Origin of the sequence: Paenibacillus illinoisensis NBRC 15959 (genome assembly GCF_004000925.1) — a bacterium.
Taxonomy (GTDB): Bacteria; Bacillota; Bacilli; order Paenibacillales; family Paenibacillaceae; genus Paenibacillus; species Paenibacillus illinoisensis.
Genome location: NZ_BIME01000023.1, coordinates 1 through 25694, shown reverse-complemented (window position 1 = coordinate 25694; position 25694 = coordinate 1). Strand labels below are relative to the sequence as shown.

25 protein-coding genes and 3 pseudogenes are annotated in these 25694 nt (G+C 41.9%); 4 read left to right on the top strand and 24 right to left on the bottom strand.

Features of this window, described 5'->3' with window-relative positions; genetic code table 11:
* Positions 1–443: 443 nt before the first annotated feature.
* The 6 genes and pseudogenes from PIL01S_RS28935 to PIL01S_RS28910 form a co-directional block, all read right to left on the bottom strand.
* Positions 444–1189, bottom strand: a pseudogene (locus PIL01S_RS28935) (SDR family NAD(P)-dependent oxidoreductase).
* 281 nt (positions 1190–1470) lie between these two features.
* Positions 1471–1818 (bottom strand): winged helix-turn-helix transcriptional regulator, encoded by a 348-nt coding sequence (locus PIL01S_RS28930; protein ID WP_127541263.1) that lies wholly within the window; start codon positions 1816–1818, stop codon positions 1471–1473.
* A gap of 499 nt (positions 1819–2317) precedes the next feature.
* Positions 2318–3715 carry an NtaA/DmoA family FMN-dependent monooxygenase gene (locus PIL01S_RS28925; RefSeq protein WP_127541261.1) on the bottom strand — a complete coding sequence of 466 codons (1398 nt, stop codon included), beginning with the start codon at positions 3713–3715 and terminating at the stop codon, positions 2318–2320.
* Positions 3716–3924: 209 nt separating this feature from the next.
* Positions 3925–4884 (bottom strand): NAD(P)H-dependent flavin oxidoreductase, encoded by a 960-nt coding sequence (locus PIL01S_RS28920; protein WP_127541259.1) that lies wholly within the window; start codon positions 4882–4884, stop codon positions 3925–3927.
* 185 nt (positions 4885–5069) lie between these two features.
* Positions 5070–5495, bottom strand: a complete 426-nt coding sequence (locus PIL01S_RS28915; protein WP_127541257.1) for a MarR family winged helix-turn-helix transcriptional regulator — start codon at positions 5493–5495, stop codon at positions 5070–5072.
* 425 nt (positions 5496–5920) lie between these two features.
* Entirely contained in the window at positions 5921–6535 is a 615-nt protein-coding gene (locus PIL01S_RS28910) for a TetR/AcrR family transcriptional regulator (RefSeq protein ID WP_127541255.1), read from the bottom strand.
* Between the two features lie 216 nt (positions 6536–6751).
* On the opposite strand from PIL01S_RS28910, the gene PIL01S_RS28905 reads away from it, so the two are divergent.
* The gene (locus PIL01S_RS28905; protein ID WP_127541253.1) at positions 6752–7525 is read left to right on the top strand and encodes an SDR family NAD(P)-dependent oxidoreductase; all 774 of its coding nucleotides are present in this window, start codon (positions 6752–6754) and stop codon (positions 7523–7525) included.
* A 234-nt stretch (positions 7526–7759) separates the two neighbouring features.
* On the opposite strand, the gene PIL01S_RS28900 is transcribed toward PIL01S_RS28905, so the two are convergent.
* The 7 genes from PIL01S_RS28900 to PIL01S_RS29970 form a co-directional block, all read right to left on the bottom strand.
* Positions 7760–8242 (bottom strand): ASCH domain-containing protein, encoded by a 483-nt coding sequence (locus tag PIL01S_RS28900; RefSeq protein WP_127541251.1) that lies wholly within the window; start codon positions 8240–8242, stop codon positions 7760–7762.
* 261 nt (positions 8243–8503) lie between these two features.
* Positions 8504–9037 carry a DinB family protein gene (locus tag PIL01S_RS28895; RefSeq protein ID WP_127541249.1) on the bottom strand — a complete coding sequence of 178 codons (534 nt, stop codon included), beginning with the start codon at positions 9035–9037 and terminating at the stop codon, positions 8504–8506.
* A gap of 28 nt (positions 9038–9065) precedes the next feature.
* Complete coding sequence (locus tag PIL01S_RS28890) at positions 9066–9461, bottom strand: VOC family protein (protein ID WP_127541247.1); 396 nt, start codon at positions 9459–9461, stop codon at positions 9066–9068.
* A 368-nt stretch (positions 9462–9829) separates the two neighbouring features.
* Complete coding sequence (locus tag PIL01S_RS28885) at positions 9830–10141, bottom strand: NADPH-dependent FMN reductase (protein ID WP_127541245.1); 312 nt, start codon at positions 10139–10141, stop codon at positions 9830–9832.
* Positions 10142–10164: 23 nt separating this feature from the next.
* Positions 10165–10326, bottom strand: a complete 162-nt coding sequence (locus PIL01S_RS29645; RefSeq protein WP_164764373.1) for a hypothetical protein — start codon at positions 10324–10326, stop codon at positions 10165–10167.
* Positions 10327–11098: 772 nt separating this feature from the next.
* A complete protein-coding gene (locus tag PIL01S_RS29975) occupies positions 11099–11335 on the bottom strand; it encodes a dehydrogenase (RefSeq protein WP_246058587.1) in 237 nt (78 codons plus the stop codon).
* Between the two features lie 153 nt (positions 11336–11488).
* Complete coding sequence (locus tag PIL01S_RS29970; protein WP_246058589.1) at positions 11489–11662, bottom strand: SDR family NAD(P)-dependent oxidoreductase; 174 nt, start codon at positions 11660–11662, stop codon at positions 11489–11491.
* Between the two features lie 480 nt (positions 11663–12142).
* On the opposite strand from PIL01S_RS29970, the gene PIL01S_RS28875 reads away from it, so the two are divergent.
* Positions 12143–12901 (top strand): SDR family oxidoreductase, encoded by a 759-nt coding sequence (locus tag PIL01S_RS28875; RefSeq protein WP_127541243.1) that lies wholly within the window; start codon positions 12143–12145, stop codon positions 12899–12901.
* Between the two features lie 139 nt (positions 12902–13040).
* Positions 13041–13658, top strand: coding sequence for a TetR/AcrR family transcriptional regulator (locus tag PIL01S_RS28870; RefSeq protein ID WP_127541241.1), 618 nt, complete (start codon positions 13041–13043; stop codon positions 13656–13658).
* A gap of 744 nt (positions 13659–14402) precedes the next feature.
* Here PIL01S_RS28870 and PIL01S_RS28865 read toward each other — a convergent pair.
* The 10 genes and pseudogenes from PIL01S_RS28865 to PIL01S_RS30210 form a co-directional block, all read right to left on the bottom strand.
* Positions 14403–15872, bottom strand: coding sequence for a glycoside hydrolase family 1 protein (locus tag PIL01S_RS28865; RefSeq protein ID WP_127541239.1), 1470 nt, complete (start codon positions 15870–15872; stop codon positions 14403–14405).
* Between the two features lie 76 nt (positions 15873–15948).
* On the bottom strand, positions 15949–17871 hold the full coding sequence (locus PIL01S_RS28860) for a beta-glucoside-specific PTS transporter subunit IIABC (RefSeq protein ID WP_127541237.1): 1923 nt from the start codon (positions 17869–17871) through the stop codon (positions 15949–15951).
* 139 nt (positions 17872–18010) lie between these two features.
* On the bottom strand, positions 18011–18859 hold the full coding sequence (licT, locus tag PIL01S_RS28855) for a BglG family transcription antiterminator LicT (RefSeq protein ID WP_127541235.1): 849 nt from the start codon (positions 18857–18859) through the stop codon (positions 18011–18013).
* 368 nt (positions 18860–19227) lie between these two features.
* The gene (locus tag PIL01S_RS28850) at positions 19228–19557 is read right to left on the bottom strand and encodes a hypothetical protein (protein WP_127541233.1); all 330 of its coding nucleotides are present in this window, start codon (positions 19555–19557) and stop codon (positions 19228–19230) included.
* Positions 19558–19679: 122 nt separating this feature from the next.
* Positions 19680–20276 carry a hypothetical protein gene (locus PIL01S_RS28845; RefSeq protein ID WP_218029868.1) on the bottom strand — a complete coding sequence of 199 codons (597 nt, stop codon included), beginning with the start codon at positions 20274–20276 and terminating at the stop codon, positions 19680–19682.
* Positions 20277–20841: 565 nt separating this feature from the next.
* The gene (locus PIL01S_RS28840) at positions 20842–21693 is read right to left on the bottom strand and encodes a DUF4367 domain-containing protein (protein WP_127541229.1); all 852 of its coding nucleotides are present in this window, start codon (positions 21691–21693) and stop codon (positions 20842–20844) included.
* Positions 21690–22256 (bottom strand): sigma-70 family RNA polymerase sigma factor, encoded by a 567-nt coding sequence (locus PIL01S_RS28835; RefSeq protein WP_127541289.1) that lies wholly within the window; start codon positions 22254–22256, stop codon positions 21690–21692. The genes PIL01S_RS28840 and PIL01S_RS28835 overlap by 4 nt, the downstream gene beginning before the upstream one ends.
* Positions 22257–22393: 137 nt before the next feature.
* Positions 22394–22714 carry an N-acetyltransferase gene (locus PIL01S_RS28830; protein WP_127541227.1) on the bottom strand — a complete coding sequence of 107 codons (321 nt, stop codon included), beginning with the start codon at positions 22712–22714 and terminating at the stop codon, positions 22394–22396.
* A 9-nt stretch (positions 22715–22723) separates the two neighbouring features.
* A complete protein-coding gene (locus PIL01S_RS30215; RefSeq protein ID WP_246058586.1) occupies positions 22724–22861 on the bottom strand; it encodes a MerR family transcriptional regulator in 138 nt (45 codons plus the stop codon).
* A gap of 9 nt (positions 22862–22870) precedes the next feature.
* Positions 22871–22924 (bottom strand): annotated as a pseudogene (locus PIL01S_RS30210) (hypothetical protein); the annotation flags it as partial.
* 527 nt (positions 22925–23451) lie between these two features.
* On the opposite strand from PIL01S_RS30210, the gene PIL01S_RS28820 reads away from it, so the two are divergent.
* Positions 23452–25401 (top strand): amidase family protein, encoded by a 1950-nt coding sequence (locus PIL01S_RS28820; protein ID WP_246058585.1) that lies wholly within the window; start codon positions 23452–23454, stop codon positions 25399–25401.
* Positions 25402–25506: 105 nt separating this feature from the next.
* On the opposite strand, the pseudogene PIL01S_RS29785 reads toward PIL01S_RS28820, so the two are convergent.
* Positions 25507–25694 (bottom strand): annotated as a pseudogene (locus PIL01S_RS29785) (hypothetical protein); the annotation flags it as partial.

Below are 25694 nucleotides of genomic sequence, written 5' to 3'. Positions count from 1 at the left end.
TTTGCTGGGGGTAGGATTAGTGATTATATCCGATCAAATTGGGGGACCCATATACAGTTAGCTTCTTTCGCACAAGTGAGGATGAAAATATGGAAGGTGTCCGTTTGTTCACAAGATTAAACTAACGGGACACGTTAGCGAGCATTCATGAGAAAACTAAATCGTACCGAGGGAGTTCAACATAAACAGCGTTGAACAAAGATAGTCTTTGTACGACGGACAATTGTCACTATCGACTTAATCTGCTGATATAACTACTATCAAACACTATTTCTTTTCTGATTGTGTGTACCATCACTTGTGATACCGTTCACCGCCAATAATCTTCAACTATCTTACCCGCAGTTGAATAAAAGCAGCCGATCACATTGATCAGCTGCTTTCTTAGCATTATTGAGCTATCGTTTTCATTGCCACTTAAAACTATGATCAATAACGAATGCTTAGATTTGTGCCATTCCACCATCTACGAATAGTTCGATGCCGTTGACATAGCTGCTTTCCTCCGAGGCAAGGAACATCACTGCACTGGCGATCTCCTCTGCTTTACCAAGGCGGCTCAATGGAACGGTATCCTTAGCGGATTCAAGGACTTGATCCAACGCCTCTCCAAACAAATCGTCGTAAGCCGGCGTATGGATCATTCCTGGGCTCAGTACATTAATTCGTATTCCGGTCCCCTTTAGTCCGTAACCCAGTTTCTCGCCATCTGGCGGAGCGCCGCTTTGGTTCCTCCGTACACGCTAAACCCTGCATCGCCGATCGTAGATGCCGTTGAACCCGTAAGAATGATGGAACCAGTCTGGTCCGGAAACAGCGGCAGGGCCTTCTGGATGGTGAAAAGAGTACCCTTTACGTTTACATCGAATGTGATCTGGTATTGCTCTTCTGTAATATGGCCCAAGGGCAGGATGCTGCCAAGTCCGGCATTAGCGAAAAGAATGTCCAGATGCCCTTTCTCCTGTCTCACCGTTTCAAATAGTTTGTCCAGATCGTTTAGATTTGATATGTCACCTTGAACGCCAGTGACCCGTTCCCCAATCAATTTCACCGCTGTGTCCAGCTCGTTTTGTCTGCGTCCAGTTATGAAGACATGCGCCCCTTCCTCCACAAAACGCTGTGCCGTAGCAAGTCCGATACCGCTTGTCCCTCCAGTGACGACCACGACCTTACCATTGAAATTCCCCATGATTTCTGTCCTCTCCCTCTTGAGGCCGTATCGCCTATATTAGTACAGCTATAGTAACCAAACCATAACAACGCAGCGATGTTACTTGTGTAAGATGTAATTCCATCGTACAAGTGACATTATGTATCAAACATATCTAAAAAAGAAGTACTTACTTTTTTGTTATATAGTAACTAAAAGGAAACAATTGTAAGGTTGTTGGGCTAAATCTCTTCTATAGCCATTTATATAAACGAAAACCCCAAGCATGATATCCCTGGGGTTTTCGCTTTATACTATTTTTAATCCGTGTGCAAAATTTCGAACTCATCCTGTGCGAATGTTTCCTCTGCATATTTTCCACCCCAGTTGCAAAGATTCTTCAAAATAGATTCAAGAGATTGACCAAGTTCAGTAGTTGAATATTCGACTTTAGGGGGGACTTGATTATACACTTTTCTATGTATCAGTCCACTCGTTTCCAGATCTCGAAGCGTTTGAATAAGCATTTTTTGAGTAATACCTGGTATGAGTCTCTTTAACTCGCTCGTGCGCTTTGGACCTTTAATCAAGTAATACAAAACAAGCCCCTTCCCCTTCCCTCCGATAATGTCCAACGTAACCTCAAGGTCACAATAATATGTTTTCATATTAGTAATAACAGCCCCCGGTTCTATTTATTACTTTATAGCTACTATATAATTAAAAAGCATGTACACTATTAATTAACACTCCAATTCATGATAGCATTTGTTGGTGCTTAAGAACAGTTCTAAAACAGTTATATATTCAGATCATTCAGTAGCTGGTCTTATCCTGAATTATTACTATAAACTGGAATTTATGAGGAATATTTCTCCACCTTAACCTGCCCGTTAGCTTAACGAAAAATGGAGCAGCTGCCGACCGGCAACTGCTCCTTAATTTTTTGGACTAACGTTTCCCGTTAGTTAAATACATTCTTTATTCAACGGTGAAATAAATATCTATCTTTGTTTCCATACGAATTTCTCCTTCAATAAATACTGATAAAAATCACTTCACTTCGGAAACTTGAAATAGTTTAAAAATCACCTCTCAAATTATTTTGAGGGGTGATTTTGATTATTTCTTAGAGTCTGATTATACTTCACAGATGTCTTCTTCCACCTATTTAGTTATGATACGTGGATCGAGTCCATATTGTGATGGTAGTCCGAAGTGATCACGGAAGGTTCTTCCTTCATAGTCTTTATGGAAGATGCCACGTTCTTGCAAGACTGGTACGACATGATCTACAAAGTCATCTATTCCAGTGTTAAAATCATCGATAATGAGTAGGAAGCCGTCTGTTGCATCTGCTTCATACCACTCTTGTAGAAGGTCAGCTGCCTGCTCGCCAGTGCCAACTACCGTTGGGTATGGCTCTAACACGGCATGAGCAAGAATATCGCGTGGAGACCATCCTGCTTTAGCTAGCTCTACTACATGTTGAGATGTAGCATCTAATGGGTGTGCATGAACTGCAGCAAGCTGTGCTTCTGTAAGTGGTTCGTCAGGCTGAGTGAGTTCCTCATTCAGACCAAGGTAAGCACTCAAGAGTCTTAGCTGACCGCGGATGTCTATCTTATCATCGAGTGCAGCACGTTTATCAAGTGCTTCGCGTTTTGTATCACCGATAGTAAACCCAGCGAATGTGATTAGCTTAACTTCATCTGGGTTACGACCTGCTTTTTCTGCGGCATTTCGTACAGTGTTACGTAAAGCTTTACTTTCTTCGATACTTGATGGTCTTCCAATAATGACATTGGCATACATAGCAGCTGCTTGTAGGCCGTAGCTACTGCCAGCAGGCATAACAACGACAGGCTGACCTTGATCAGACGGTGGGATTGGAAGCGGACCACGAGTTCCGACGTGTTGACCTTTAAGGTTGACTGGACGAACATGAGTAGGATCAGCGAACATGCCAGTTTGGTCAGGCTGACCTGCCTCATATTCCCAGCTACCCCAAAGTGCTTGGACGATTTGTACCACTTCATGGAGACGCTCGTACTTTTTCTCACGGGGCGGTAGATTCTTGCCGAAGTTTGCGAATGATTCAGCATCGTAGCTCGGGACAGCATTCCATCCAATACGGCCACGGCTGATGACGTCAAGTGCCTTGAGTTGTCGTGCCAGTAAGTAAGGTTCAGTGAAAGAAGTAGATGCTGTGCCAATTAATCCAATGCTCTCAGTAGCCTGTGATACTGCAGCAAGAGTAATGAGTACATCTAAACTGATTATGGGTGGTGTCTCCCTCAAGTCCTCCTTCGTAAAGAAAAAGTCAGACAAGAAGATGAACTGAAGTCCACCGCGTTCAGCTGCCTTTACCTGTTTTACAGTGGCATTGATGTTCGTGTAATCATTAGGATCGGCGTGCGGCATACGCCATGCGCCTTGATGTATACCAAAGTTGTTCCCTAAGCCTACACCCAGAACCATTTGTTTCTTTTGTATTTTTTGTGTACTTGCATCTGTGTTATCGACATCTTGAACACCAGACGTGAATTCTTTTTTATTATTCATAGTTAAGCCTTCTTTCTATTCAACAGGTTTATTTTAGGCAACATTTGTTGTATGTTGCAACCGCTGTTTCAATTGCACCAATGACCTGCTGAAGGGTGTCCATGACTGCTGTGCAATGCGAAGATATCCTCCTGACTCTAAATTCAAATTTTTCTGGCTAATGTATCAAGAAAATAGAGGTTATAATACAAGTAAATAGTTTAATATTTTCAATTAAAGTCTTGCATTAAAGTATCGACCACTTCTTTTACAGTTCTGATTTCTTTAATTGGCGTAATTCCCGTACCTATAGAAATATAACCATCGTCTGTATTTCCTTCGAGCATCCCGATACGCATTCCGATTGATCCACGCATCAATTTCGCTGTTTCTTCACGACTAGCACCTTGTTTATCCATTTCGACTAGTTTATTCGCTAATTTAGTAGGTAAAGACCGATAGTATGCTGGTAAAGTACGGAACATTAGTAAATCTTCTGCTGTTGCATCTACGATCATTTGTTTCACGTTTTCTGCTGCTGGATTTTCTTTGGTTGGAATAAAGACACTACCAGCAAACACACCTTCAGCGCCTAAAGCAAATGCAGCACGCACGCCTCTAACATCTCCTATACCCCCCGCTGCCAGTACAGGGGTATTAATAGCATCTACAATCATGGGAACAATCGAAAATGTTCCAATAACTCGTTCTGGAACCGTACCCCCTTCATCAAATCCAGTCGCAACATAAACATCAATTCCAAATTCTTCTGCAGCTTTTGCATTTTCAATAGTAGGCGTAAGGGGTCTATAAACAATTTTAATATTGTTTTCTTTTAATGGTTTAAAGATTCTTTCATCCAGTATATCGTTCACAAGAACAACAGGAACCTTTTCGTCAATAACTGTTTCTATAAGTGGCCATGTGAAAGCTAAATCACGATTTACGGCCACAGGTATTCCAAATGGCTTATCTGTTAATGATTTTATTTTTTGTATTTCAGTTCTCATTCTTTCCGCACTAATTTCGGGTGAACGAGTTACCTCAATCTGACCGGCATTGGGACCTAGAAATCCTAATCCACCAGCATTGCTTACCGCTGCAACAAATTCGGCATTAGTAACCCAAGACATCGGACCCTGTATAATGGGTTTTTCTATATTTAATATTTCGCATATTCTATTATTCATAATTGATCCTCCTGCTTGCGATTATTTTAATACCTTGGTCAATAAGTGAATATACTTTCCTTGCTAAATATTTTTCAGTTTGGCTAACTTACTACTGCAATATTCGGCCAGAGTATCTTCGAGGCATCCATAGATATAATTAGGCCACTAAATTTTAGTATACTAAATATTTGTTCGAGAAAAGCTTAGTCTAAGTTTTTCTCCATACGCTCTAGTAAATCCCTTAATATTAAACGTTCTTTAGCTGAAATGGACTGTAATAATTTTTCTTGCTGCTGTTTCCATTTAGATCTAACAGGTTCTTCTAATTCTTTACCTTTGTCCGTTAGATAAATTCTCATAACCCTAGCGTCCTCTGTATCACGTTTACGGTATATGAAACCATTCTGCTCTAGCGTTTTAACCATATTTGTTACCGTAGGCGGTTCGCATTTTAAATGTTCACATAGCTGCATTTGTGTTATTCCATCACCCAACCACAATCGCGCAAGTAAGTTATCTTGTCCTAAATATAGATTAAGTTCTCTAAGACTCTCACTATGATTCCGACGCGTTTGGGAAGAAACTTTATCCAAGGACCCCCGAATATCACAGTCAACACTAACCTTCATATATGAACCTCCTCTAACCCGAAAAATATTTAGCGGCCTAAATATATCATGGTCATTTTTTGTTGTCAATGATCACTTCATTGATTGCTCTTCTTCAGCTAATCTGCTCCAACAGAGCAATAGTGTATCAGTCTCTTCCAGATACTCACCCTTTAGTTCAATTAAATATTGTTTATTTAATAAATGTTGTTGAACATTCTGGTTATCCATTGATAATTGGTCATTTTCCCTGCATATATTCTAGAACTAGTTCTTGTATCCAAATATTCTCGTGCCACAAACAACTTGATCTTTGGATACCCATACTATTTACCTCAACTTCTTTCAAAGCGTCGTCAATAATTACCGTTTAATACTCAATCTCTTCTTCACTTGTGTTTCCGCAAAACATTCTTTATTAATTCATTCATACTCTCATTCTATAATCAATTAAGGTTTTGTTTTTTAAACTTCATTCCAATAACTTTATGTTTTTTTAAAGAAATTACTTGTTCGACCATAAAATCTACAGAATGTGCAAAGTCTGTTCTAATCCAATACTTTATAACACCAATTGTTCCATGCATCTCAAAGTTAATAAGAATTTCGTACTCTTCTTCTAAAGTGACAGTATCACGTTCCAATTGAATTTCTTCAGTGAATATATTCAACAAACATTTCTCAAGACGATGATATAAATCCGGATAACTTTCAATGCGGTCGAGGGCCTTAAACAACTTTTTATGCTTGTTGATATGTTCAAATAAAAGCTTTATAGAAGGAATAGTCTTATCAATGTTCACCCTATCAATACCTCTGTATGGTATCATCATGGACTTATATACCCCTTCGATAGCATCTTGATACAGATCTTCTAATATGTCTTTTTTATCTTGATAGTGGATATAGAAAGTTCCCCGATTAAAATCAGCGCGATTAGTAATTTCACTAATGGAGACGGATTCTGCATCGTTATTTTCTAAAATAAGGTCAATAAAAGCATCGCTTAATAAATTCCTTGTCAATTGTTTTCTTCTGCTTCGTCGATCAGAATTGCTCAAGATAAATCATCCTTTTGTTATTTAAGTAGTTAAAATGAACAGATACATTATCGTTGTTGATTCATCAACATATTCATTTTACCTGCTTATTGACCCTCATGTCGAACATTGTATACCATATAGATGGAAGCGCTTCTATAACAGAACAGAATATGGCGTACAGTCTCAGATTATATAATAGGTTCAGAGATTTTCTTTAGGGGAGGAGTATATATAATGAAGTTAATGGAAGGTAAGGCAGGTCTTGTGACAGGGGCAGGTTCAGGTATTGGACAAGCAACTGCGATTGCTTTTGCCAGAGAAGGTGCTAAAGTAATCGTTTCAGATATTAATGAGGAAAATGGAAATGAGACAGTCAAACTAATTAAAGAAGCGGGTGGGAAGGCAGAGTTCTTTAAGTGTGATATAAGTGATGAAGAGCAAGTAAAAGCACTTGTTTATACAACTGTCTCAACGTACGGTAAATTAGACTTTGCCCATAATAATGCTGGATATAACGGAAAATTCGTTCCATTAGGTGAAATAGAAAGTTCCACATGGGATCAAGTTATGAAAATTAATTTATACGGTACATTTTATTGCATGAAACATGAAATCAATGCGATGTTACAAACTGGTGGAGGAGCAATTGTGAACACTGCTTCTGGTGCTGGTGTAATTGGTGTCGCTAACAATGGCCCTTATAACGCTGTTAAGTTTGGTATCGTTGGACTCACAAGAAATGCTGCTATGGATTACGGTACAAAGGGCATTCGAGTTAATGCTCTCGCTCCAGGAGCTACTATGAGCCCAATGATGAAGAACGCTTTTGAACAAAACTCTGGCACTACTGAATTTGAAGAAAACGTTTTGGCTGGTATTCCAATGGGTAAATTGGCTGAACCAGAAGATCAGGGTAATGCAGTTGTTTGGTTATGTTCTGAACAAGCAAGAATGATTACAGGTATAACCTTGCCAGTTGACGGTGGATATCTAGCTGGTAAAAAATAGATAACTCTGGTATCAATTATCGTGATCTGAAAAATGAATCATAGGAAAACGTAGAGATGTTAAAGTCTCTGCGTTTTTTTACATCAAATCAGCACTGCAATTCGCAGTGTTTTTTGCGTTCACTATATAACTTTGACCTGTGTTAAAATTGGTGTGTACTACTATGCGAAAGGAACGTTAGGCGGATAATGGATAACGAGTTTAAAATCCTTAACCCCAATGTTATCCTCTATACTAATTTCTAAACCCGGACCATACAAAAGTATCAACGACTCGAAAAGTTTGACATACCAACATTAAATCATCACTAAAAGTAAGATTGTATAAACTAAGCTCCCACGTAAAAAATTTGACGTGCTCTTCATACCAGTATGTATAACTCAAATCGCCTTCACCTTCATTTTTCGCAAATTCAGCAGACACTTCATTCATTTTGAGTAGTTCAACATTGGTGTATTGAATAATGGCTGCAGGTTGATTGCTTCCATCTAATACAATATCGTATTGTCCCTGTTTAGGTGGCTCCTCGTTTTCAAACTCATATACGCAATATGCAGCACATGTTGCTGTTTTTATGCCGTCAACAACAAGCTTTGCTAGCGCATCGCCCATCTCCTTAGAACCATCTCCAAACATCCAAGCCGCAGGAACTTCTAAATTCAGCTTTTCTTTTTGAGCATAAATCTTCCAATATTGTTCAATTACGTTTGTTGTCATGATGTTCTCCCCCTGTTGTGATTCTTCCAGATCAATTTGATATGTGGGTTTGTCAGTATCAATATCAATTACGAAATCTGGCCTTACCCCGTCCTCCTCATACTGTGAGGGCTATTTTCAAATAAGCGCTTCTCCTAACTTGAGTAATTATTTCATTCTCAATATATCATTTATTCAACTAACCGCCCCGTTAGTGGAACAAAAGCAACCGATCGCAATTGATAGGCTGCTTTATTCGTATTGTCGAACTATCTTTTCCCGTTAATTTAGTGAATTATTACATAAGCCTGCCTCCACAAGCTTCTCGTCCAGTCTTGCCTTTTGGCACAAATGATGCCTGCTGTGCATGCCAATCATCTCAAACCAATCACGCGCGTTAAGCCAGCCAAACCAGCCATGACGCACCTTGCAAGCCTGATTCGTTCCGCGAACGTGTTCCTCCCAGTATCTCATTTTTATTAACACCTGCTCTAGACCGGCTATGATCTCTTCCTTACTATTCGGGTTACGGGTCCTGTTGACTGGTTCCTCAAGTTTCACACGGACATCGGGCCACACTTTTTCGATAAACGCCTTCGTTCCGACTTCAGTCTTGCCTCCATGTTTTTCTTGAGTCTCCATCGTACAAGTTTGAATATGATCGATGTACTCTTCTGCCACATCGATCACGTGAATATACATTTGTCCAATCGACCAAACGTCTTCCTGGAATTTATACCGCAACTGGTCTATCGTATATCCAGCCAGATTTCGCTTATATTGCTCGATAATAGCCACGGAATCATTTTTTAACATACGGTTTTCACCCCATCACATCTAGTCGTTAAAGCACCTCCGCTATCTCCCAAATATGCCCGTCAGGGTCGGCAAAACAAGCCGTCCGCCGCCCCCAAGGACGCGTTATCGGCCCATTTAACAATGTAACGCCCCGCATTTCCAAATCATTGCATACCCGGTCAACGTCGGGCACTTGGATTGTAAACAGGAACCTTGCACCATCCTCGACACGACCAAACTGAGCCGGATCAATCAACTCTTGGGCATTCGATTGATTTAAGAGATTTATGCATGTATTTCCGTAATCATATACCGCGCAGTTTTCGTCTTCGTATTGGGTTAATAGTTGAAACGACTCTTGATAAAACGTCTTCGAACGCTGGAGATCTTCCACAAATAATGTGATTTCGGTAATTTTATTCGCCCAGCCAGTTATCCCCATCTACATCCGCTCCTATTATTTATTCGTAAACTCCCGTAATCATTCCGGTCGTTTGCTTGTTTATTCCTTCTACTCTACATCCAGCAACTCAATTTCGCTTGGTTGGAATTTTCTGTGTGAAATATCTGTTTCGACGTTCTTATTCAACAATCCTGCTCGTTAACTTAATAAAAAGGAGCAGTCGCCAATCGGCAATCTGCTCCGTGCTCCCTTTGAACTAACGTTTACCGTTAGTTGAATACATTCTTTATTCAACGGTGAAGTAAATATGTTTCTAATAGAATATCTATTTTCATTATAATTAAACATCGATTCTCAAAAAGTACCTTCCTTATTGATTTCTTCAAGCAATTTGGATATTAACAACTTTAGTGAGGAATTAACCTCGTTTTTACGAATTCCCCGTATTCGTTCAATTTATTATTTGCTCCTGAAATTAATAATGCTCCACCATCGAATACATTCGCATTTAATATACTTAAATTAAGTTGTAATGCTTGATGAGCATTTTCCCCATCACATGAAGCTGTAATAACCGCTACTGGTTTCGTGTAAAGCTCAGCAGACGATACCAACCATTCTAAAGCATTTTTCAAGACACCAGGTACACCCTTAATATATTCGGGGGTACAGATAATAACTCCATCTGCTCTTGAAAGCAATTCTCTATATACTTGCACCTCTGCTGGTGGTTAATCATTATCTAATTCACGATTAAAATGTGGGAATTTTTCAATACCATTGTATATTTCCAATATTCAACACTGTTGGGCATGAATTTATTTAGGCTTTTAAGTGCTTTTTGAGTTGATGAGTTTTCTCGACTACTTCCTGATAGGGCTGCAATATTTATCTTTGTTTCCATACGAATTTCTCCTTCAATAAATACTGATTAAAAAAATCACTTCACTTCAGAAACTTGAAGTCGTCCGACATCATTTCTCGTACTACATTTTATATTCAACCTTTTGGTGGTTTATTATAGTCTTTCCTCATGTCACTCATAAGATGTTCCGTATAGTAGACAGATTACTTCCTGTCTATTATGGGATGATTTCATTACTTATACGTCAGCTTGTTTTTTTTAATCTTCGAGCTCTTTGGTGATTTTCGGATATTTCTTATCCAAATCATTAAAATACAACAGGTGAAGATCGGGGATCTGATGGTAGTTGGGCGGTATATGGATCGGATTCGAGCGATTGAGCCTCTCCGGACAACGCCTGCTGGCACCGTTTTTTGGGATATTCAGATGCTAGGTTTGAGGGGACCTCGGCGGCAAGAAAAATTCGGACGATCATGCCTCAAGCGCGAATTGTATTTACTACGGCGTATTCGGAGTATGCGTTAGAAGCGTTTGAAATTCAATTTATCGACTATAAGCTATATCTGAACGTCAAGTCCGTACGGATGCGAATTTCGGCAAGCACCCTGTATTCAGTGCCTCGGGGGAATTTCATATTCATTTGCCGTATACCGAAAGCAGGCAACTATCATGGAAAACGAGCAAGGAGAAGGAGATTAACGCTTTTTTGATCCACTAAATAGGGAAAGCTGTGAATGGACGCTTTTGATAAAGTCGCTTTGGCCGGGGTTACAAAATTCAAAGTATCGCTTTTAAAGACCTTAGCAATTATTTATTTTTTGATAAATTGCATGATTCCTTTAGGAAAAGTATCCTCTACCTCTGTTCTTTTATCATACAGATTGTACCAAGCCTCAGCCACTTGATCAGGATCAAAACTTGTACCCTGTTTGATTAAAGGACTAATGGATAAATGGCCCACAAATATTCCAAGAGGAAGCAAACGCTCGTGTAAACTAAGAATATAGTTTCGGAGTCCAGACATGGCGATACCCGAATTTCCAAACATCGAGCTTGGACTCATTGCGGAAAGATCGCTTGTGAAAAGAAGTGCTCCTTCACCCCGTTCAATCATTTCTGGAAAGACTTGTCTAGCTGTATTAATAGCTCCGATGACAACATTGTTAAAAAATTGAAGTGCGCTCTCATAAGTTGCATTTTGTTAGTGATATCGGCAGCAAAAACCCTGAGCTTCAATCCCCATCTCACCAAGCTGCTCTGCATATTTGTCCAATTTCTCCTGTGTTCTTGAAACTAGGGCGATACGGAAACCGTTTTTTCCAAAAGTCTTGGCCAGCGAGAATCCCAGACCTGGTCCTGCACCGATAATAACCATTGTTTTCAATGTATACTCACCTTCTATAGAGACATTAATAGTCATGATATAGCCCAACATTGTCAAAAAGAGTTGCATAAGAGTTCAAAATCATGCCAACCTTCTTCTATTCTCTGAAACAAATTATTCAACGATTAGTTTTCGTGACTTCAATCGCAAACGAGAGCCGATCTCCTATAGATACAAATACTCTTCTGTACGAGTATTTGTATCTAATTTAGACAATGGAATCCCTCCCGCTTCAGATATTGAACCTATTTAGCTGATGTCTCATCAGGACTACTCCTCCCTCATTTGTCAGTGTCCATCTCTCACTTTCTCTAAACGAATAAAAAACTTTTTTCACTCTGTATTCACAGCCTCTTGTGCTCAAAATGATTTTATCACATAAGAAAAAATAAATAAAGTTGAGTTACTTGACTTTGGACTATTATCGTCTTATATTTGTCCTTGTAAGTATCTTGCGATGGAGGTTTTAACATGACTAGACTTAATGGTAAACGAGCACTTATTACGGGTGGCACCAGCGGAATTGGCTTGGAGACAGCCAAACAATTTCTGGCTGAAGGCGCTGAATTGATTGTCACCGGAGTAACTCCGGCAAATGTAGAAAAAACGCAAAAGGAACTTGGAAATCAAGTCCTTGTGCTTCAGGCAGATTCCCGAGACCTCAATGCTCAACGTCAACTGGCTGATCGAGTTGAACAACATTTTGGCAAACTGGATATTGCCTTTTTAAACGCAGGCGTATCTGACTGGCGTCCATTCGAGCAAATCGATGAAGAAGCCTTTGACCGTTTGTTTGCCATCAACGTAAAAGCTCCATTTTTCTTAATGCAGGCATTAACTCCAGTGATGGCGAACCCATCCTCTGTCGTTTTAATGGGATCGAGCAGTTCTCATGCCGGATATGCACATTCCAACGCTTATGCGGCTACTAAAGGCGCCATTTCCACTCTGACCAAAGCCTGGAATTCCGACTTATTTTCGTCTAACGGAATTCGCTTCAATACGGTGAGTCCTGGACCGATTGATACCCCGCTTTACGATAAGAACAAGCTAGGCGTGTCTGACGAAATTCGTGAGATGGTTATTAACCGCATTCGTGACGGGATTCCGGCTGGACGCATGGGTACTGCCGAAGAGATTGCCAAAGCTGTTGTTTATCTGGCTTCGGATGAGTCCCGCTTCACCATTGGCGTTGACTTGGTTCTGGATGGCGCTCAAACGATTCTCTAATAGGTTAGCCCTATTGCTGCTTAAGCCCTCCGAGGGTGCTTAGGCAGCTTTTTCTTTTAGAACACGATCAACTGTTGTATAGTAGAGAAGAGGGTGCTATCCCTCTGATAAGACTTAAATCCAACTTTGGAGTGGAATTATGGGAACTAAATCAACTTACCATGAACGTATAAAGGAAGAAAAAAGGGCGTGCGCGATTGCAGCTGCACAAGAACTGTTTTTTGAAAAAGGGTATGCGCGGACTACTTTAGCTCAGATTGCAAAACTTGCTGGTCTCTCTACAGGTACACTTTTCAATCATTTTCCGACGAAGGAATTGATTTTTGAAACCATCGTCAAGCATTTTTGGGAGCTTGATCCCGAATGGGACTTTCCACCGGAGCTCGGCTCTCCCCTTCAAGGATTAATAAAGTTCGGACGAGACTACGCATGCGTGCTGACTCGTGATGGAATGGCTCCCTTATTCCGGGTCGTCATTGCAGAAGCCAAGCAGTTCCCCGAGCTCAGTCTTTTTCATTATGAACTGGGCGAAGGCGCCGTGCATCAGAAATTGACGCAATATTTAGTAGATGAAGTTCAATTGGGTAATATAAATCTGCCGGATGTGTCAAAAACGGCCAATGAATTTATGAGTCTAATTGCTGGGCAGGTGCTATGGCCCAAAATGTTGCTGCTTGATTTCAGTATTTCACGAGAGCGAGCTTTTCAAATAGCGGATGAGGCTGCTCATACGATAATAAACAAGTATGCCGATTAAAAAGACGAATACGAGAGATCTCCCAATATGAGACTCCCTCGTGTTCGTTTATTTACGTTCTTTGGAGAAATGAAGAACCATCAGGGTTTATTGATTATCACCGTATTTGTAGAGCGACTTTTGCTTCAGAGAACTCACCTCTATCTGTGATGCGGTTCTCCGCACTTTCTGTCATAATCCAACCTTTAGCGAGGTAGCCACTCTATTGAGACTCACAATCTACTTAGATATACATCTAATATGTAATCGGACTATGTTCTTCTCCATTCCGGTAATCGGTACAAGTTCTTGTCCTTAGCTTGGGACAAGAACTTGTACCGATAAAATAAAAAAGCCGCTAAAATAGCGACTTCAATGGGAACCATGTTCTTGTCCCTCGACAGCAATGTATTCCTGCAATTGGACACGATCATTCTGTGCTAGGGAAAACTCCTTACCCTCCGAATCCTGAGCTACCACTACTGTATTAACTGGAACAGGTCCGGCATCAATGGGGATTTCAAAATGATTTGAAGCAGGATTTAGAATTCCCCCCATTTCATCATAGGCACTTATAAAGGTAAATGATACAGAGAAACCTGCGCTGACCGATGCGCAGGTTTTTCTAATGGACGGACGGGAGAGGTATACATCAAACACCCTAAATCTTATGCAAAAATCTTAAAATTTTCATGGTCTCTATATTTACGGATGAAATAATTAACCCGTTATCTTAGTCAGGCATACCGGAATCGGATTCTACACTTATAAGGATTCCCCATTGCTCTTTATAACCTGTTTATACCAAGCAAACGAATCCTTGCGATATCTTTGCAGTGTTCCTTGACCGGCATTATCCTGGTCTACGTAAATGAATCCATAACGTTTACCCATTTCGGATGTGGAACAGCTAATGATGTCAATAGGTCCCCAGCTTGTGAAGCCCATCAAATCCACACCATCCGCTACAGCTTCCTTCATTTGCTCAATGTGCCGACGCAAATAGTCAATCCGATAGGTGTCATGAATGGTGCCGTCTTCTTCCAGTGTGTCAGTAGCACCAAGGCCGTTCTCAACGATGAATAAAGGCATCCGGTAACGGTCGTACAAACGGTTAAGCGCAACACGAAGACCGATTGGATCAATTGGCCAACCCCATTCGGTAACTTCCAAGTGAGGGTTTTTCACTTGACTAACCAGCATGCCGGAGTTGCTGTTGTCGTTCGGATCGTATTTTCCGATATAGGTCATGTAATAGCTGAATGCAATGAAATCGACTGTGTTGTCTTTAATAATCGCATCATCCTCAGGTTCCTTCACCAGTTCAATCCCGTTCTCCTCAAAATATCTATTCATGTAGGATGGGTATTCGCCCCGTGCCTGAACCTCTGGATAGAACAGATTCATCTGATCTTCCTTCAGCGTTTGCAGAACGTCCTCTGGTTTGCTTGATGCAGCGTACGTTTCCAGACGGCAAATCATACAGCCGATTTGGGCGTTTGGCATCTTCTCTTTACCGCTTTTTACAGCCAGTGCACTCGCTACAAACTGGTGATGAGTCGCTTGATAGGCAACCTGCTCTTTGCTGCCTTTGATTTTATCCTCAAGGATTCCGCCACCCGTATATAGGCTTGTAAGGATCATGTTCATTTCATTAAACGTAATCCAGTATTTCACTTTGTCTTTATAACGGTCAAACAGTGTGTTGGCGAATTTCAGATATAGGTCAATGAGTCTGCGGTCTTCCCAACCATTGTATTTCTGAGTTAGATGTACAGGCATTTCGTAATGGGAGATGGTCACGAGCGGTTCGATATTGTGTTTCAAGAGCTCATCCAACACATTGTCATAGAATGCCAGACCCGCTTCATTAGGCACCTCTTCTTCCCCTGTAGGGAAAATGCGTGTCCATGCCATAGAGATCCGTAATACTTTGAAGCCCATCTCAGCGAACAAGGCAATGTCTTCTTTATAACGATGATAGAAATCTACTCCGTTGCGTTTCGGGAAATACACATCCGTGTTTCCTCCCAGGAACTCTTCAAGCTCAACGGAATTGACGTCAAAGGTAAAATCCTTGCCATTACGAAGTTCTTTGGGTACGAATGGAGCCATGTCCGAAGTCGATAGCCCTTTCCCGTCAGCATCAAATGCTCCCTCCAACTGATTGGCTGCTGTAGCGCCTCCCCACAAAAAGTCTGCTGGGAATACTTTTTTAATGTCTTGTTTTGTCATGATGGTTGTGCTCCTTTTATATTGTAGTTTGTGTTTAAAGTTGAAATCATTTCATATGATAAATATGAAAAAACTTTTAGCGAACGGTGAGAAGAAGCAATTCATTCATTGAAATCACCCCCTTCACATGTACTGGCACAACATCCAGATAATCCGGTGTATTCGTTACAATGACGGGTGAAACAAGTTCCAGTCCCGCCGCTTTGATGCTCTCCAGATCGAATTCAACAAGCGGGTCGCCCAAGCGGACTGCTTGTCCCACTTCTACTTTGACATCAAAGAACTTCCCTTTGAGCGAGACCGTATTTAGGCCGACGTGGATGAGTATATCAATTCCATCCGTGGATTGAAGCATAATGGCATGTTTGCTTTTGGCCACCATCGTGACTGTTCCATCAAAAGGTGCGGTCACTTTGCCTTCTGTCGGCCTGATCGCAATCCCTTTACCTGTCAGCTCATCCGCAAATGTTTTGTCTGGAAGTTCTGCAAGTGGAACAAGTTCCCCGGTAAGTGGACTCTGTACTTCACCTTTCTTCTCTTCGATGGTGTGAACCGTAACTGGCAATCCATTTTCCTTCGATACGGTTTCAGGTTTTACTTCCATCGGTAAAGAGTCTGACGCAGGCGATGGCTGTGGTTCCGAATCATCCCATTTCAGCATCAAAGTCAAGATGAACGAAACGATGAAACTCAAGGCAACTCCAATTAACGCATACCAGAAGTTGGACATCCCGCCCTTCGGGTCGATGTATAACGGCAGTGACAGTAATCCGGGAACAGCAAAGCCAAAACATTTCAGGCCAACTGAGGTTATAAACCCACCGCCAACGGCACCACCAACGAGTGATGCGTAGAACGGTTTTTTCAACTTTAACGTAACTCCGTACAATGCAGGTTCCGTAATGCCCAGTAAAGCGGAAATGCCACTCGACAGTGCAATCGACTTCATGTTCGGGTTTTTCGTTTTGAGAAATACCGCCGTTACCGCGCCAGCCTGACTCATGTTCGTGACCAGGTTGATGGGTAACAAAAGCACGTCATAACCGAGTTTGCTCAAATTTTGCAGTGTTCCCGGGAAAAATGCATAGTGCATTCCTGTCATGACGATTAATGGCATCAAGCCACCAAGGATAATTCCCGTCAAAGGACCGGAATGGGCAAAGAGCCAAGAGGTGCCTATTTCCAAATAATTGCCGATGTATGTGCCTAACGGGCCGATGGCAATCAACAGAACCGGAACCGTAATGACCAGTACAATCATCGATGTAAAAATGACTTTTACCGGGCCTGGGATAATCTTGTCCACCCAGCGATACACGTAGCTAAGCAACCACACACCCAAGATAATCGGAATGACAGACTGCGTGTAATTCACGATCGATACCGGGAGCGAAAGAAAACGAATTGGTTCAAGGTGATTGGCATTGTAAGCATCCAGAATAGTCGGGTACAACAATGTCCCTGCTAATGTCAGAGCAATGTACTCATTCACCTTGAATTTGCGAGCGGACGATACGGCTAACAGGAACGGCAAAAAATAAAAAGCAGCATTGCCGATAGAGGACAAGATCTGATATTCACCACTGGTTTCGTGTAACAGTCCCAAGGACACCAGCAGTGCCAGAATTCCTTTGAGCATACCGGTGCCCACAATAGCCGGCAAAATCGGTGTGAATATGCCCGAGATGGTATCCAAAACGGCGTTGATGCCTCTGGAGCGTGGAGCTTGTTTGTCATGCTCCGTAGAGGTGCCCTGCTTTAGTTGTCCCTCCAATTCCTCATATACCGCCGCGACGCGATTCCCGATAACAACCTGGAATTGATCGTTTTGAAACTGTGCACCGAGGACACCGTCCAGTTTTTTGATCTGCTCCAGTTGAACCTTTTTTCCATCTTTAACGTTGAAGCGGAGCCTAGTGATGCAGTGCCAGGCCTGGATGATGTTTTCTTCTCCTCCTGTTAATTGGATGATCTCCTTGGACAACTCCTTGTGGTTCATGCTGATTCCTCCTCTGTTTTTGGCGAAAAAAAAACCAAATGTCTAACCGATCCGCCGCAAGTGCAGAGTCGGTAACATTTGGTGGTGCCTGATCGAATCAGTAACACTCCATATTCCATTCTTATTCATACGTGATGTGTTAGTCCGCATCGGAATGCGACGTCACTCTCTCGATGTGAATCATTAGATAAACCATCTCATCAGGAGTAATGGTGAACTCATACTGTCGTTCCATAAACTCCTTTATATCTTGCGCACATTGGAAGCTGGAAGGATACCGTTCTGACAACACGTCATACAAAAAATGCTGATCCTTGAACGAAAGTACCTCTCGGTTCATTTGGCGGACGATGAAGTAACGCAAATGGGTGATGAATCTAGAATAGTTCACAGACTCCTTATCCAGAGCATTGCCAAAATGATTGGATATGATCTCTAGGCTTTCGTTGATCATTTTAGTAATTTTTATCGTTTGGTTCATGCTGCCTGAGTCGAGCTGCGAATTCACGAAGTGAAGTGCAATGGAACTTGCTTCACTAGGGGACATCGTTACGTGAAAAGCTTCGTTAATCCGGTCCACGGCTTGTTCGCCCACACGATATTCCACAGGATACAGATGCCGGATGTCCCAGTGAAGTGGATTTTGCACATCCATACCGCTTTTATGGCGTTCAAGTGCAAAATGAATATGATCCGCAAGGGTCAACAGGATTGAACTATTAAGCTTTTTCCCAATCTTCTCCTGGCCTATTTCAATAATTTGATCGGTTATATCGATGATCTGCAGAGGAATATCATGAAAAAATTGTTCGATTCGCTGGTATTTATCATTGGCTTCAATTCTGAACATTTTCTGGATCTGGTTCCGATCAAGGTATTGCCCTTTAGCCTTTTTGAAACCAATGCCTGTGCCTATGACAATCACCTCGCAACCTTCGTCGTCTTCGGCAAGGGCGATGTTGTTATTCAGTGACTTTTTAAATTTCATGCTACCTTCACCCCCTATATAACAAAAGCACCACCATATGTCTACAAACACAAGTATACACTCATGTAACCTAGACTGTGGTGGTGCCTGATCGAATCAGTGACACTCCTTATTTAGCTTTATTTTATATCAACAATGTAATCGGTGTCAATTACAATATAAGGATATGTAATTATTAGGATGATGGGGGCAAGGGCTAATAGTCTGATGGATCAGCTGCTTTGTTTGTTGTAAGAGCTATCGTTTCCCGTTATTTTAATAACCTGCTATACATCCTTCTTGCGACGCATAAAGGTAAGTCTATATTAACATACAGAATCCGACTTTATAGAGAGGTTTCGTTAACCTTTAACAAATCACTTCTGACCTTACTCCTCACTATCTTTCTGTTCAAATACAATTTGCCAGCCATTTGCTTTACCTGATAAATATCCTTGCTCATAGAAATCTATTCCTTCAGAAGTGATGCTTACCGCAACCATTTCAGGTTTTTTTTCAACGGGTTGTGCGATTATATATCCTTTATCCAATAGATAAGATATTGCTCTATGCTTCTCTATATGTTCTGTTTGATAGAATCTATCTCTTTCCACTAGCACAGCAGAATTTTTAGTAAACCAAGCTGTATATAATTCTTCTGTTATGTCATACCTTTCCTGTATCCTTTCCTTAATTTGGATCTCTCGTTTATTAAACATACACACAACCTCCATATAATGAGATCAGGGAGCCTTTAATTAGGCTCCCTGGAGAGCAGTGAATCGTACCCAATTGTTATTGAGCTAACTTTTCCCGCTAGTTTGATCATTGCTCTTTGAAGCTATTCCAGTTTAAATACAATCTTTGTTCCCGTCTCCTTGTCACTGAATGGCTTAATATATTCTATGAACGTTAATTCAAGTCCTGAAGTTTTATCGGGTAGTGGCGGAGATATTACATAATTAGTTGAAGCATGACCTGCGTGGCTACCACCATGAATCATGCGGCAATCATATTGTTCTCCAATTTGCAATTCAAAATGGCTACGAGACCTAGAGATAGAGGATACCTCTGACATATTCACATCCCAATCGATACTAAAAGTCACTACACTTGCGTTACTGTACTGCCTGATTGAATTTATAGTATAGAAAGAGCTTCCTTTTTCGACTGACTTTAGAACAGGTATATGTTTTCTAAAATCTGACGGTTCGATTATTGGCTTATAATACTCTTCACTTCTAAAAGTTCCAAAAACAGCTTTCAGAAAGTCCTCATAAAGTTCAAAAGTTTCAGCCCATACAGAGATATATTCAAATGGCGGGAAACCAGGATTGTTGTTTGAAAGCTGCTTCCGAAGTTTCAACATCTCACAAATTTGCTCGTCAATTTTAGAAATCCGTTCGTCATAATGCTCCGTTGGTCGTTCAAAAGGCATTCGTTTCAAACTTTGTTCTCCCCTTTACCTTGCTTTGTTATCGACTTCTCCCAGAGGTTATTCTCCAACTTCACTAAACTATCCTGCCCGTTAGCTTAATGTATTGAAGGGCAAGATGACGATTAGATATACGCCTAATCGGTAATCGGTACAAGTTCTTGTCCTTGGTTTGGGACAAGAACTTGTACCGATAAAATAAAAAAGCCGCTAAAATAGCGACTTCAATAGGAACATGTTCTTGTCGCTCGACTGCCGTCGTCTTGACCACTTCACCAATTTGTTTTAGATCAGGAGTCTGTCATAAAGATGTTTGACCTCAAATAGATTATCAAGATGAAAGTTTGTACACTCCTCAGTCCATCCTTCATTTTTAGGTTTATAAGAAAACAAATAGAGTTTAGATATACTCATCGCCCCCTTTTACTGGTATAGTCCGCCTTCTTTTGAAGCAGTTCCCTTACGAGGCTGAAATGGGCTGGACGCAAAAAGAAACGGCAAAGCCGTCCTTTACAGACGGCTCCCGTTTCTCGTAGAAATATAAGATAGTATACCGCGAATCTTACAATTAGCGGATCGACTCGGCAATGCGGATGATTTCGCTTCTGTTCACACTACCACTGGAGAGGGAATACAGTGCGTCCTTGGTTTCCCAAAGCAGCGTTCTGTCATCCATCAGGATCGCTTTAACACCGTTCAACTGCAATTCCTCAATCTTGCCGTCTGTACCCGTTTCGAACGCACTCTCTTCATCAGGTAGCCGCTGCTGCATGTAGATACTGCCTTTTGTCTCCTTGTTTGTAAAATGGAGATTGACATATTTGCCGCTTACCTCCTCCTCGTCACGATAGAATTCCGCTCTGTCAAAGGCGTATCCCTCTGGCAAATACTGCGGGAGCTTTACCGGAAAGTCGGCATAGTCGGCCAGCTTTGTTGTGTCCTTTATGCTGAGTATATGCTCCGCGATGTCCGGGTCCTGCTCTCCCTCTTTGGCAGCTTTGTAAGACTGCTTGCCCGTTGATTCCGTCGGTTGAGCCTGAGGTTCTATCTGCGCCACCTCAATATGTCCCAGATTGAACGAAGCCAGCACTTTATCTACTATATCCTGTGCAAAGGAAGGCTGGGCAATGGTTATGCTCAGCACTCCGCCAGCCAGTACAGCGCTCAGCGCGATGGCAGGACGTTTGAATCCGCGTTTATTTTTCATTGTGTTTGCCTCCTGTTTATTGTTCATGGCCCGTACTTTAAACAGCACGGCGCTGCGGTTGGAATATTGGCTGAAATCTTTGCCGGACAGCGCTTGGCCGAGCTCCAGCAGCTCACGGTTTTCCTCTGTACCGGCCAGCCCCCCCGGAGCCGCACCGTGCTCACAAGCCTCTATATCGCGCAAAAACTTATCGTTATTGCCTTTGACTTTCATAACTGATCCACACTCCCAAGTTCAGCTTTCAGTTTTTTCATGGCACGGTAGAGAATCACTCCGATATTGCTTTCGGACAACCCGGTAATCTGGGCAACTTCCGTGTTCCGGAGACAGGCTCCGAATTTTAGCGCCACCAGATTCCGCTCTCTTTCATCCAGTTTGTTAAGCGCACCAATCAGTTTGTCGCTCTGTTCTTCCCGCAGGATTAGGCTTTCCGGGTCTTTTTTGCTTGATACCAGCTCCTTGATTGCTTCCAGCGAGAAGAACCGCTGTCTTTTTTGCCTTCTGTAGTAGTCATTCACTACATTTCTGGCGATGGCGAACATCCATACTTCAAAAGGAGCTTTATTCTGCAAATACGTCTCCAGCTTGCTTAATATCTTTTCAAATACCACACTCGTCAGATCCTCGGCCGTATGAATGCTACTCACACGATAGCCGATATAGTTGAAAATCCGTTTATAGTAGGCTTCAAAAATCTCTGTAAACAACCTGTCTATTTCCGTCTTTTCCCTGATCTCCTCCTGCATGAAAGGGTGAAGCAGCGCGCGGTCTTGCATCACTTGAGAATCTCCTTTCGCCAATGTATTACCTGGCCAAGTAATTCAACAGTTAATACGCCCGTATCCCGGTTCCATTACAAAAAAAAAGAAACGGCTGCATCGCCCTCACAGGGACAGCACCCGTTTGCCGCACATTACAGTATTGTTTTGGCCAGCAAAATCTCCAATGGTTCATCGTTAAGCAGCAGTCCGCCGGCATACCGGCACCCCAGTTTTCTGTAAAAATGCTGCGCCCCTTCATTGGACATCGTCGAGGTCATCAGCTGTTTGAACCCCCGCTGCTTCATTTCATTTTCCCAATAAAAAAGCATCTCGCGGCATGGATATGACTTATCGCAGCTATTACCGGATAAATCTGTAACGGATTTATCTGCATTCCCTAGTGCCTTCAGGCGACCAACACGATTCTTCACACCAACTGCTGTACGAGGTGGTTCCCAATTTTCCAATTTCATATGGTGAGTTCATTGCTCAACAGCTACCTCCAGTTGTGGGTTCTCTAATTCCCATTGGCGGTAAATCTCTACTTTTTCGTTAATGACTTTATAATGTTCTTGAAGCCTCTCGATCTGTTCCGCTAACTTGTTCTTATGGACTTCCAACAGAATTCTCCTTTCTTTGGTCGTAGCGGAACCTTGTCTTCTCAAGTCAGCGATCTGTTGCATTTGTCGAATGGTCATTCCAGTTGTTCGGAGCCTTACCAAAAACGAATCCATGCTATATCGTTTGAATATTGGCAGCGACCGTTCGAACCCCTCTCTATTTGGTAGGCAAGAGAAGCCTCATTCTCTAAAGTGTCATTGTCATTTCACACTATTTTATTTACATAGCTATAATTCTCATGATCTGGGCGAATCCATGTATCTATTCCTTTTTGCGCACCGTATTTGACTCTTCCCGATTCTATTAACTCTGCACTTGTCCTTTCCCACCTAAGTTCCTTAACGCTAGGATTACATCTGCTCTCCATTTACTCATTTAATTCACTCCAATCGAGAATAAAATTTATCTTATATGTTCGATAATATAACATTTAAAATCTATTAACCGCTTAATATCTCAAACTTCATTAAAAAACGAGTAATTACACCTGATTAATGTAAATAAAATTTACATTAATCCATTGATTTCACTTAGATCTCTATTATAATGTTAATAAATCTATCAAATTAGGAGAGGGAGTGTAAACAGTATGATTAGCAACAATAAACTACGAATGATTAGCGGAGCATTTACAGGGATACTTCTTCTTTTACAGCTGCCAACATCAGGATATGCAGCAACCGCCGCGAACACCAGTACAGAGCTAAAAGAATTTGTTTCAGCTAAGTGGGCACCGAGCGACTTCCTCACGTCCTCTAACGGAAAAAGCGCAGTACAAGCAGATGAACTCGTACAATTGTTAAACGAAGCAGCAGATGCGGCGGGTTATGATCAAGACATCATAAATAAATTAGGCTCCACCGAAATCAAACGAGAGAATGCAGCCATTTTACTAGACCAAATTATAGATGTACCTTTTTCGGAAGATATCTCTTTTCTTGATGTGAAAGACAGCACCTACCAACCCTCCATTGAAGTCATTGCAACATCAGGAATTATGAAAGGAATATCCTCGAGCAGATATGGCTTCGGCCAAACGCTCACATACTCTGAAGCGGCTATCGTTGCCTATCGACTCTATCAATATTTACAGCCGTTTAGTCCAATAGAGGCTTCAATCACCTCAATCCAGGACGCGCTTAAGTCTGGTAGATTGAACTCAGAAGAGCTTGTAGAGCTTTATTTGGACAGAATTGGGAAATACGACGACAATGGTCCGAAGCTTAATTCGATTATCACAATTAATGAGGATGCCATCGAGCTTGCAAGAAAGCTTGACGAAGAACGAAAGAAACAAGGAGCGCGCGGACCACTACACGGTATCCCCGTCATCCTGAAGGACAACTTCGATACAATGGATATGCCAACAACCGGTGGCTCTCTGGCACTGAAGGACAGCATTCCATCCGATGACGCTTACCAAGTGAAAAAACTAAAAGAAGCTGGCGCGATTATTTTGGCTAAGGCTAATTTGCATGAATTTGCTTTTGGCTATACGACGTCCAGCTCGCTTGGCGGACAAACGCTTAACCCTTACAATCTGGAAAGAGTACCGGGTGGCTCCAGCGGCGGGACAGGTGCTGCCATTGCTGCTAACTTCGCAACTGTAGGGATGGGGAGCGACACTGGCGGTTCGATCCGAGTGCCTTCCTCATTCAACAGCCTGGTCGGCATTCGCCCTACCATTGGACTATCAAGCAGGGACGGCATTATGCCGCTTGCTCTAACTCAAGATACTGGTGGCCCAATTGCTAGAACCGTAGCAGACGCAGTTGCAGTTCTTGATGCTACCGTTGGTTACGATCGAAACGACGAAACTACCGCAAGCGGTATCGGCCATTTTCCCGACTCCTATTCAGATTATTTGGATGTGGACGGCCTGCATGGAGCAAGGATTGGCATCGTAAGGGAAGTATTCGGTACCGATCAAGAAATTAATGCCGTAATGGACAATGCGATTGACGAATTGAAGCAAAGCGGGGCGACGCTAATTGATAACGTTGCTATTCCAAACTTTGAAGAAATAAACAACTTCGAAAGCTTAAGCAACTGGGAATTCAAGTTCCAGTTCAACGATTACCTGGAGACACTTGGAGCCAACCGCCCTTATGATACTTTATCAGATATTATCTCAACGGGCATGTTCGATACATCCATCGCTAAGCAACTCAAAGACCGCAATGCTAAGGAAACCATGGATGACGAAGCATACAAAGACATCATCCTGTTCCGTACAAAGCTGGCTCAACAGGCCGTTCTGAAAATGATGGCTGACTACGATCTCGATGCGCTTATTTTCCCAACCTCGGCTGAACAAATCGTTGAGATTGGCGGAAACCAGACGATCGGCAATGGATTTAAGCTCAGTTCTTTCACCGGCTATCCTACCGTAACGGTTCCGGCAGGTTTCACGAGCGACAATATGCCGGTCGGCATGGACTTCTTCGGACGTCCATTCAGCGAGCCAACTTTGATTAAGCTTGCTTATTCCTACGAGCAAAACACACACCATCGTCAGGCTCCCAAGCTTACGCCATAACAAACCACCACTAACGACAAACAGCTCTGTTATGATGATATTAATTTTAAATGAGCTAATCTCATAGCTTTTCCCTACTTATGATACGGCTCACCTCGCATGACCTTAAACTAACCTGCCCGTTAGTTTAACCATATTCTCCAGATATCTGTTAAATAAGGCTAACGAGTATTCTTTTTGAGAGATCAAATTTTCTGTAATCTGTTTAATTACCCCTTTATCGCGTAGTTCCAGTAAATCTGGAATCAACAGATCCGTAAGTGCTATCCATTTCGAATCAATGATCTCCGTTG

Coding starts and splice junctions, on each gene's coding strand:
- PIL01S_RS28930 (WP_127541263.1), bottom strand. CDS start 1,818: ATGAAAACATATTATTGTGACCTTGAGGTTACGTTGGACATTATCGGA.
- PIL01S_RS28925 (WP_127541261.1), bottom strand. CDS start 3,715: ATGAATAATAAAAAAGAATTCACGTCTGGTGTTCAAGATGTCGATAAC.
- PIL01S_RS28920 (WP_127541259.1), bottom strand. CDS start 4,884: ATGAATAATAGAATATGCGAAATATTAAATATAGAAAAACCCATTATA.
- PIL01S_RS28915 (WP_127541257.1), bottom strand. CDS start 5,495: ATGAAGGTTAGTGTTGACTGTGATATTCGGGGGTCCTTGGATAAAGTT.
- PIL01S_RS28905 (WP_127541253.1), top strand. CDS start 6,752: ATGAAGTTAATGGAAGGTAAGGCAGGTCTTGTGACAGGGGCAGGTTCA.
- PIL01S_RS28900 (WP_127541251.1), bottom strand. CDS start 8,242: ATGACAACAAACGTAATTGAACAATATTGGAAGATTTATGCTCAAAAA.
- PIL01S_RS28895 (WP_127541249.1), bottom strand. CDS start 9,037: ATGTTAAAAAATGATTCCGTGGCTATTATCGAGCAATATAAGCGAAAT.
- PIL01S_RS28890 (WP_127541247.1), bottom strand. CDS start 9,461: ATGGGGATAACTGGCTGGGCGAATAAAATTACCGAAATCACATTATTT.
- PIL01S_RS29645 (WP_164764373.1), bottom strand. CDS start 10,326: ATGGAAACAAAGATAAATATTGCAGCCCTATCAGGAAGTAGTCGAGAA.
- PIL01S_RS29975 (WP_246058587.1), bottom strand. CDS start 11,335: ATGTTTGGAAATTCGGGTATCGCCATGTCTGGACTCCGAAACTATATT.
- PIL01S_RS29970 (WP_246058589.1), bottom strand. CDS start 11,662: ATGGTTATTATCGGTGCAGGACCAGGTCTGGGATTCTCGCTGGCCAAG.
- PIL01S_RS28875 (WP_127541243.1), top strand. CDS start 12,143: ATGACTAGACTTAATGGTAAACGAGCACTTATTACGGGTGGCACCAGC.
- PIL01S_RS28870 (WP_127541241.1), top strand. CDS start 13,041: ATGGGAACTAAATCAACTTACCATGAACGTATAAAGGAAGAAAAAAGG.
- PIL01S_RS28865 (WP_127541239.1), bottom strand. CDS start 15,872: ATGACAAAACAAGACATTAAAAAAGTATTCCCAGCAGACTTTTTGTGG.
- PIL01S_RS28860 (WP_127541237.1), bottom strand. CDS start 17,871: ATGAACCACAAGGAGTTGTCCAAGGAGATCATCCAATTAACAGGAGGA.
- licT (WP_127541235.1), bottom strand. CDS start 18,859: ATGAAATTTAAAAAGTCACTGAATAACAACATCGCCCTTGCCGAAGAC.
- PIL01S_RS28850 (WP_127541233.1), bottom strand. CDS start 19,557: ATGTTTAATAAACGAGAGATCCAAATTAAGGAAAGGATACAGGAAAGG.
- PIL01S_RS28845 (WP_218029868.1), bottom strand. CDS start 20,276: ATGCCTTTTGAACGACCAACGGAGCATTATGACGAACGGATTTCTAAA.
- PIL01S_RS28840 (WP_127541229.1), bottom strand. CDS start 21,693: ATGAAAGTCAAAGGCAATAACGATAAGTTTTTGCGCGATATAGAGGCT.
- PIL01S_RS28835 (WP_127541289.1), bottom strand. CDS start 22,256: ATGCAAGACCGCGCGCTGCTTCACCCTTTCATGCAGGAGGAGATCAGG.
- PIL01S_RS28830 (WP_127541227.1), bottom strand. CDS start 22,714: ATGAAATTGGAAAATTGGGAACCACCTCGTACAGCAGTTGGTGTGAAG.
- PIL01S_RS28820 (WP_246058585.1), top strand. CDS start 23,452: ATGATTAGCAACAATAAACTACGAATGATTAGCGGAGCATTTACAGGG.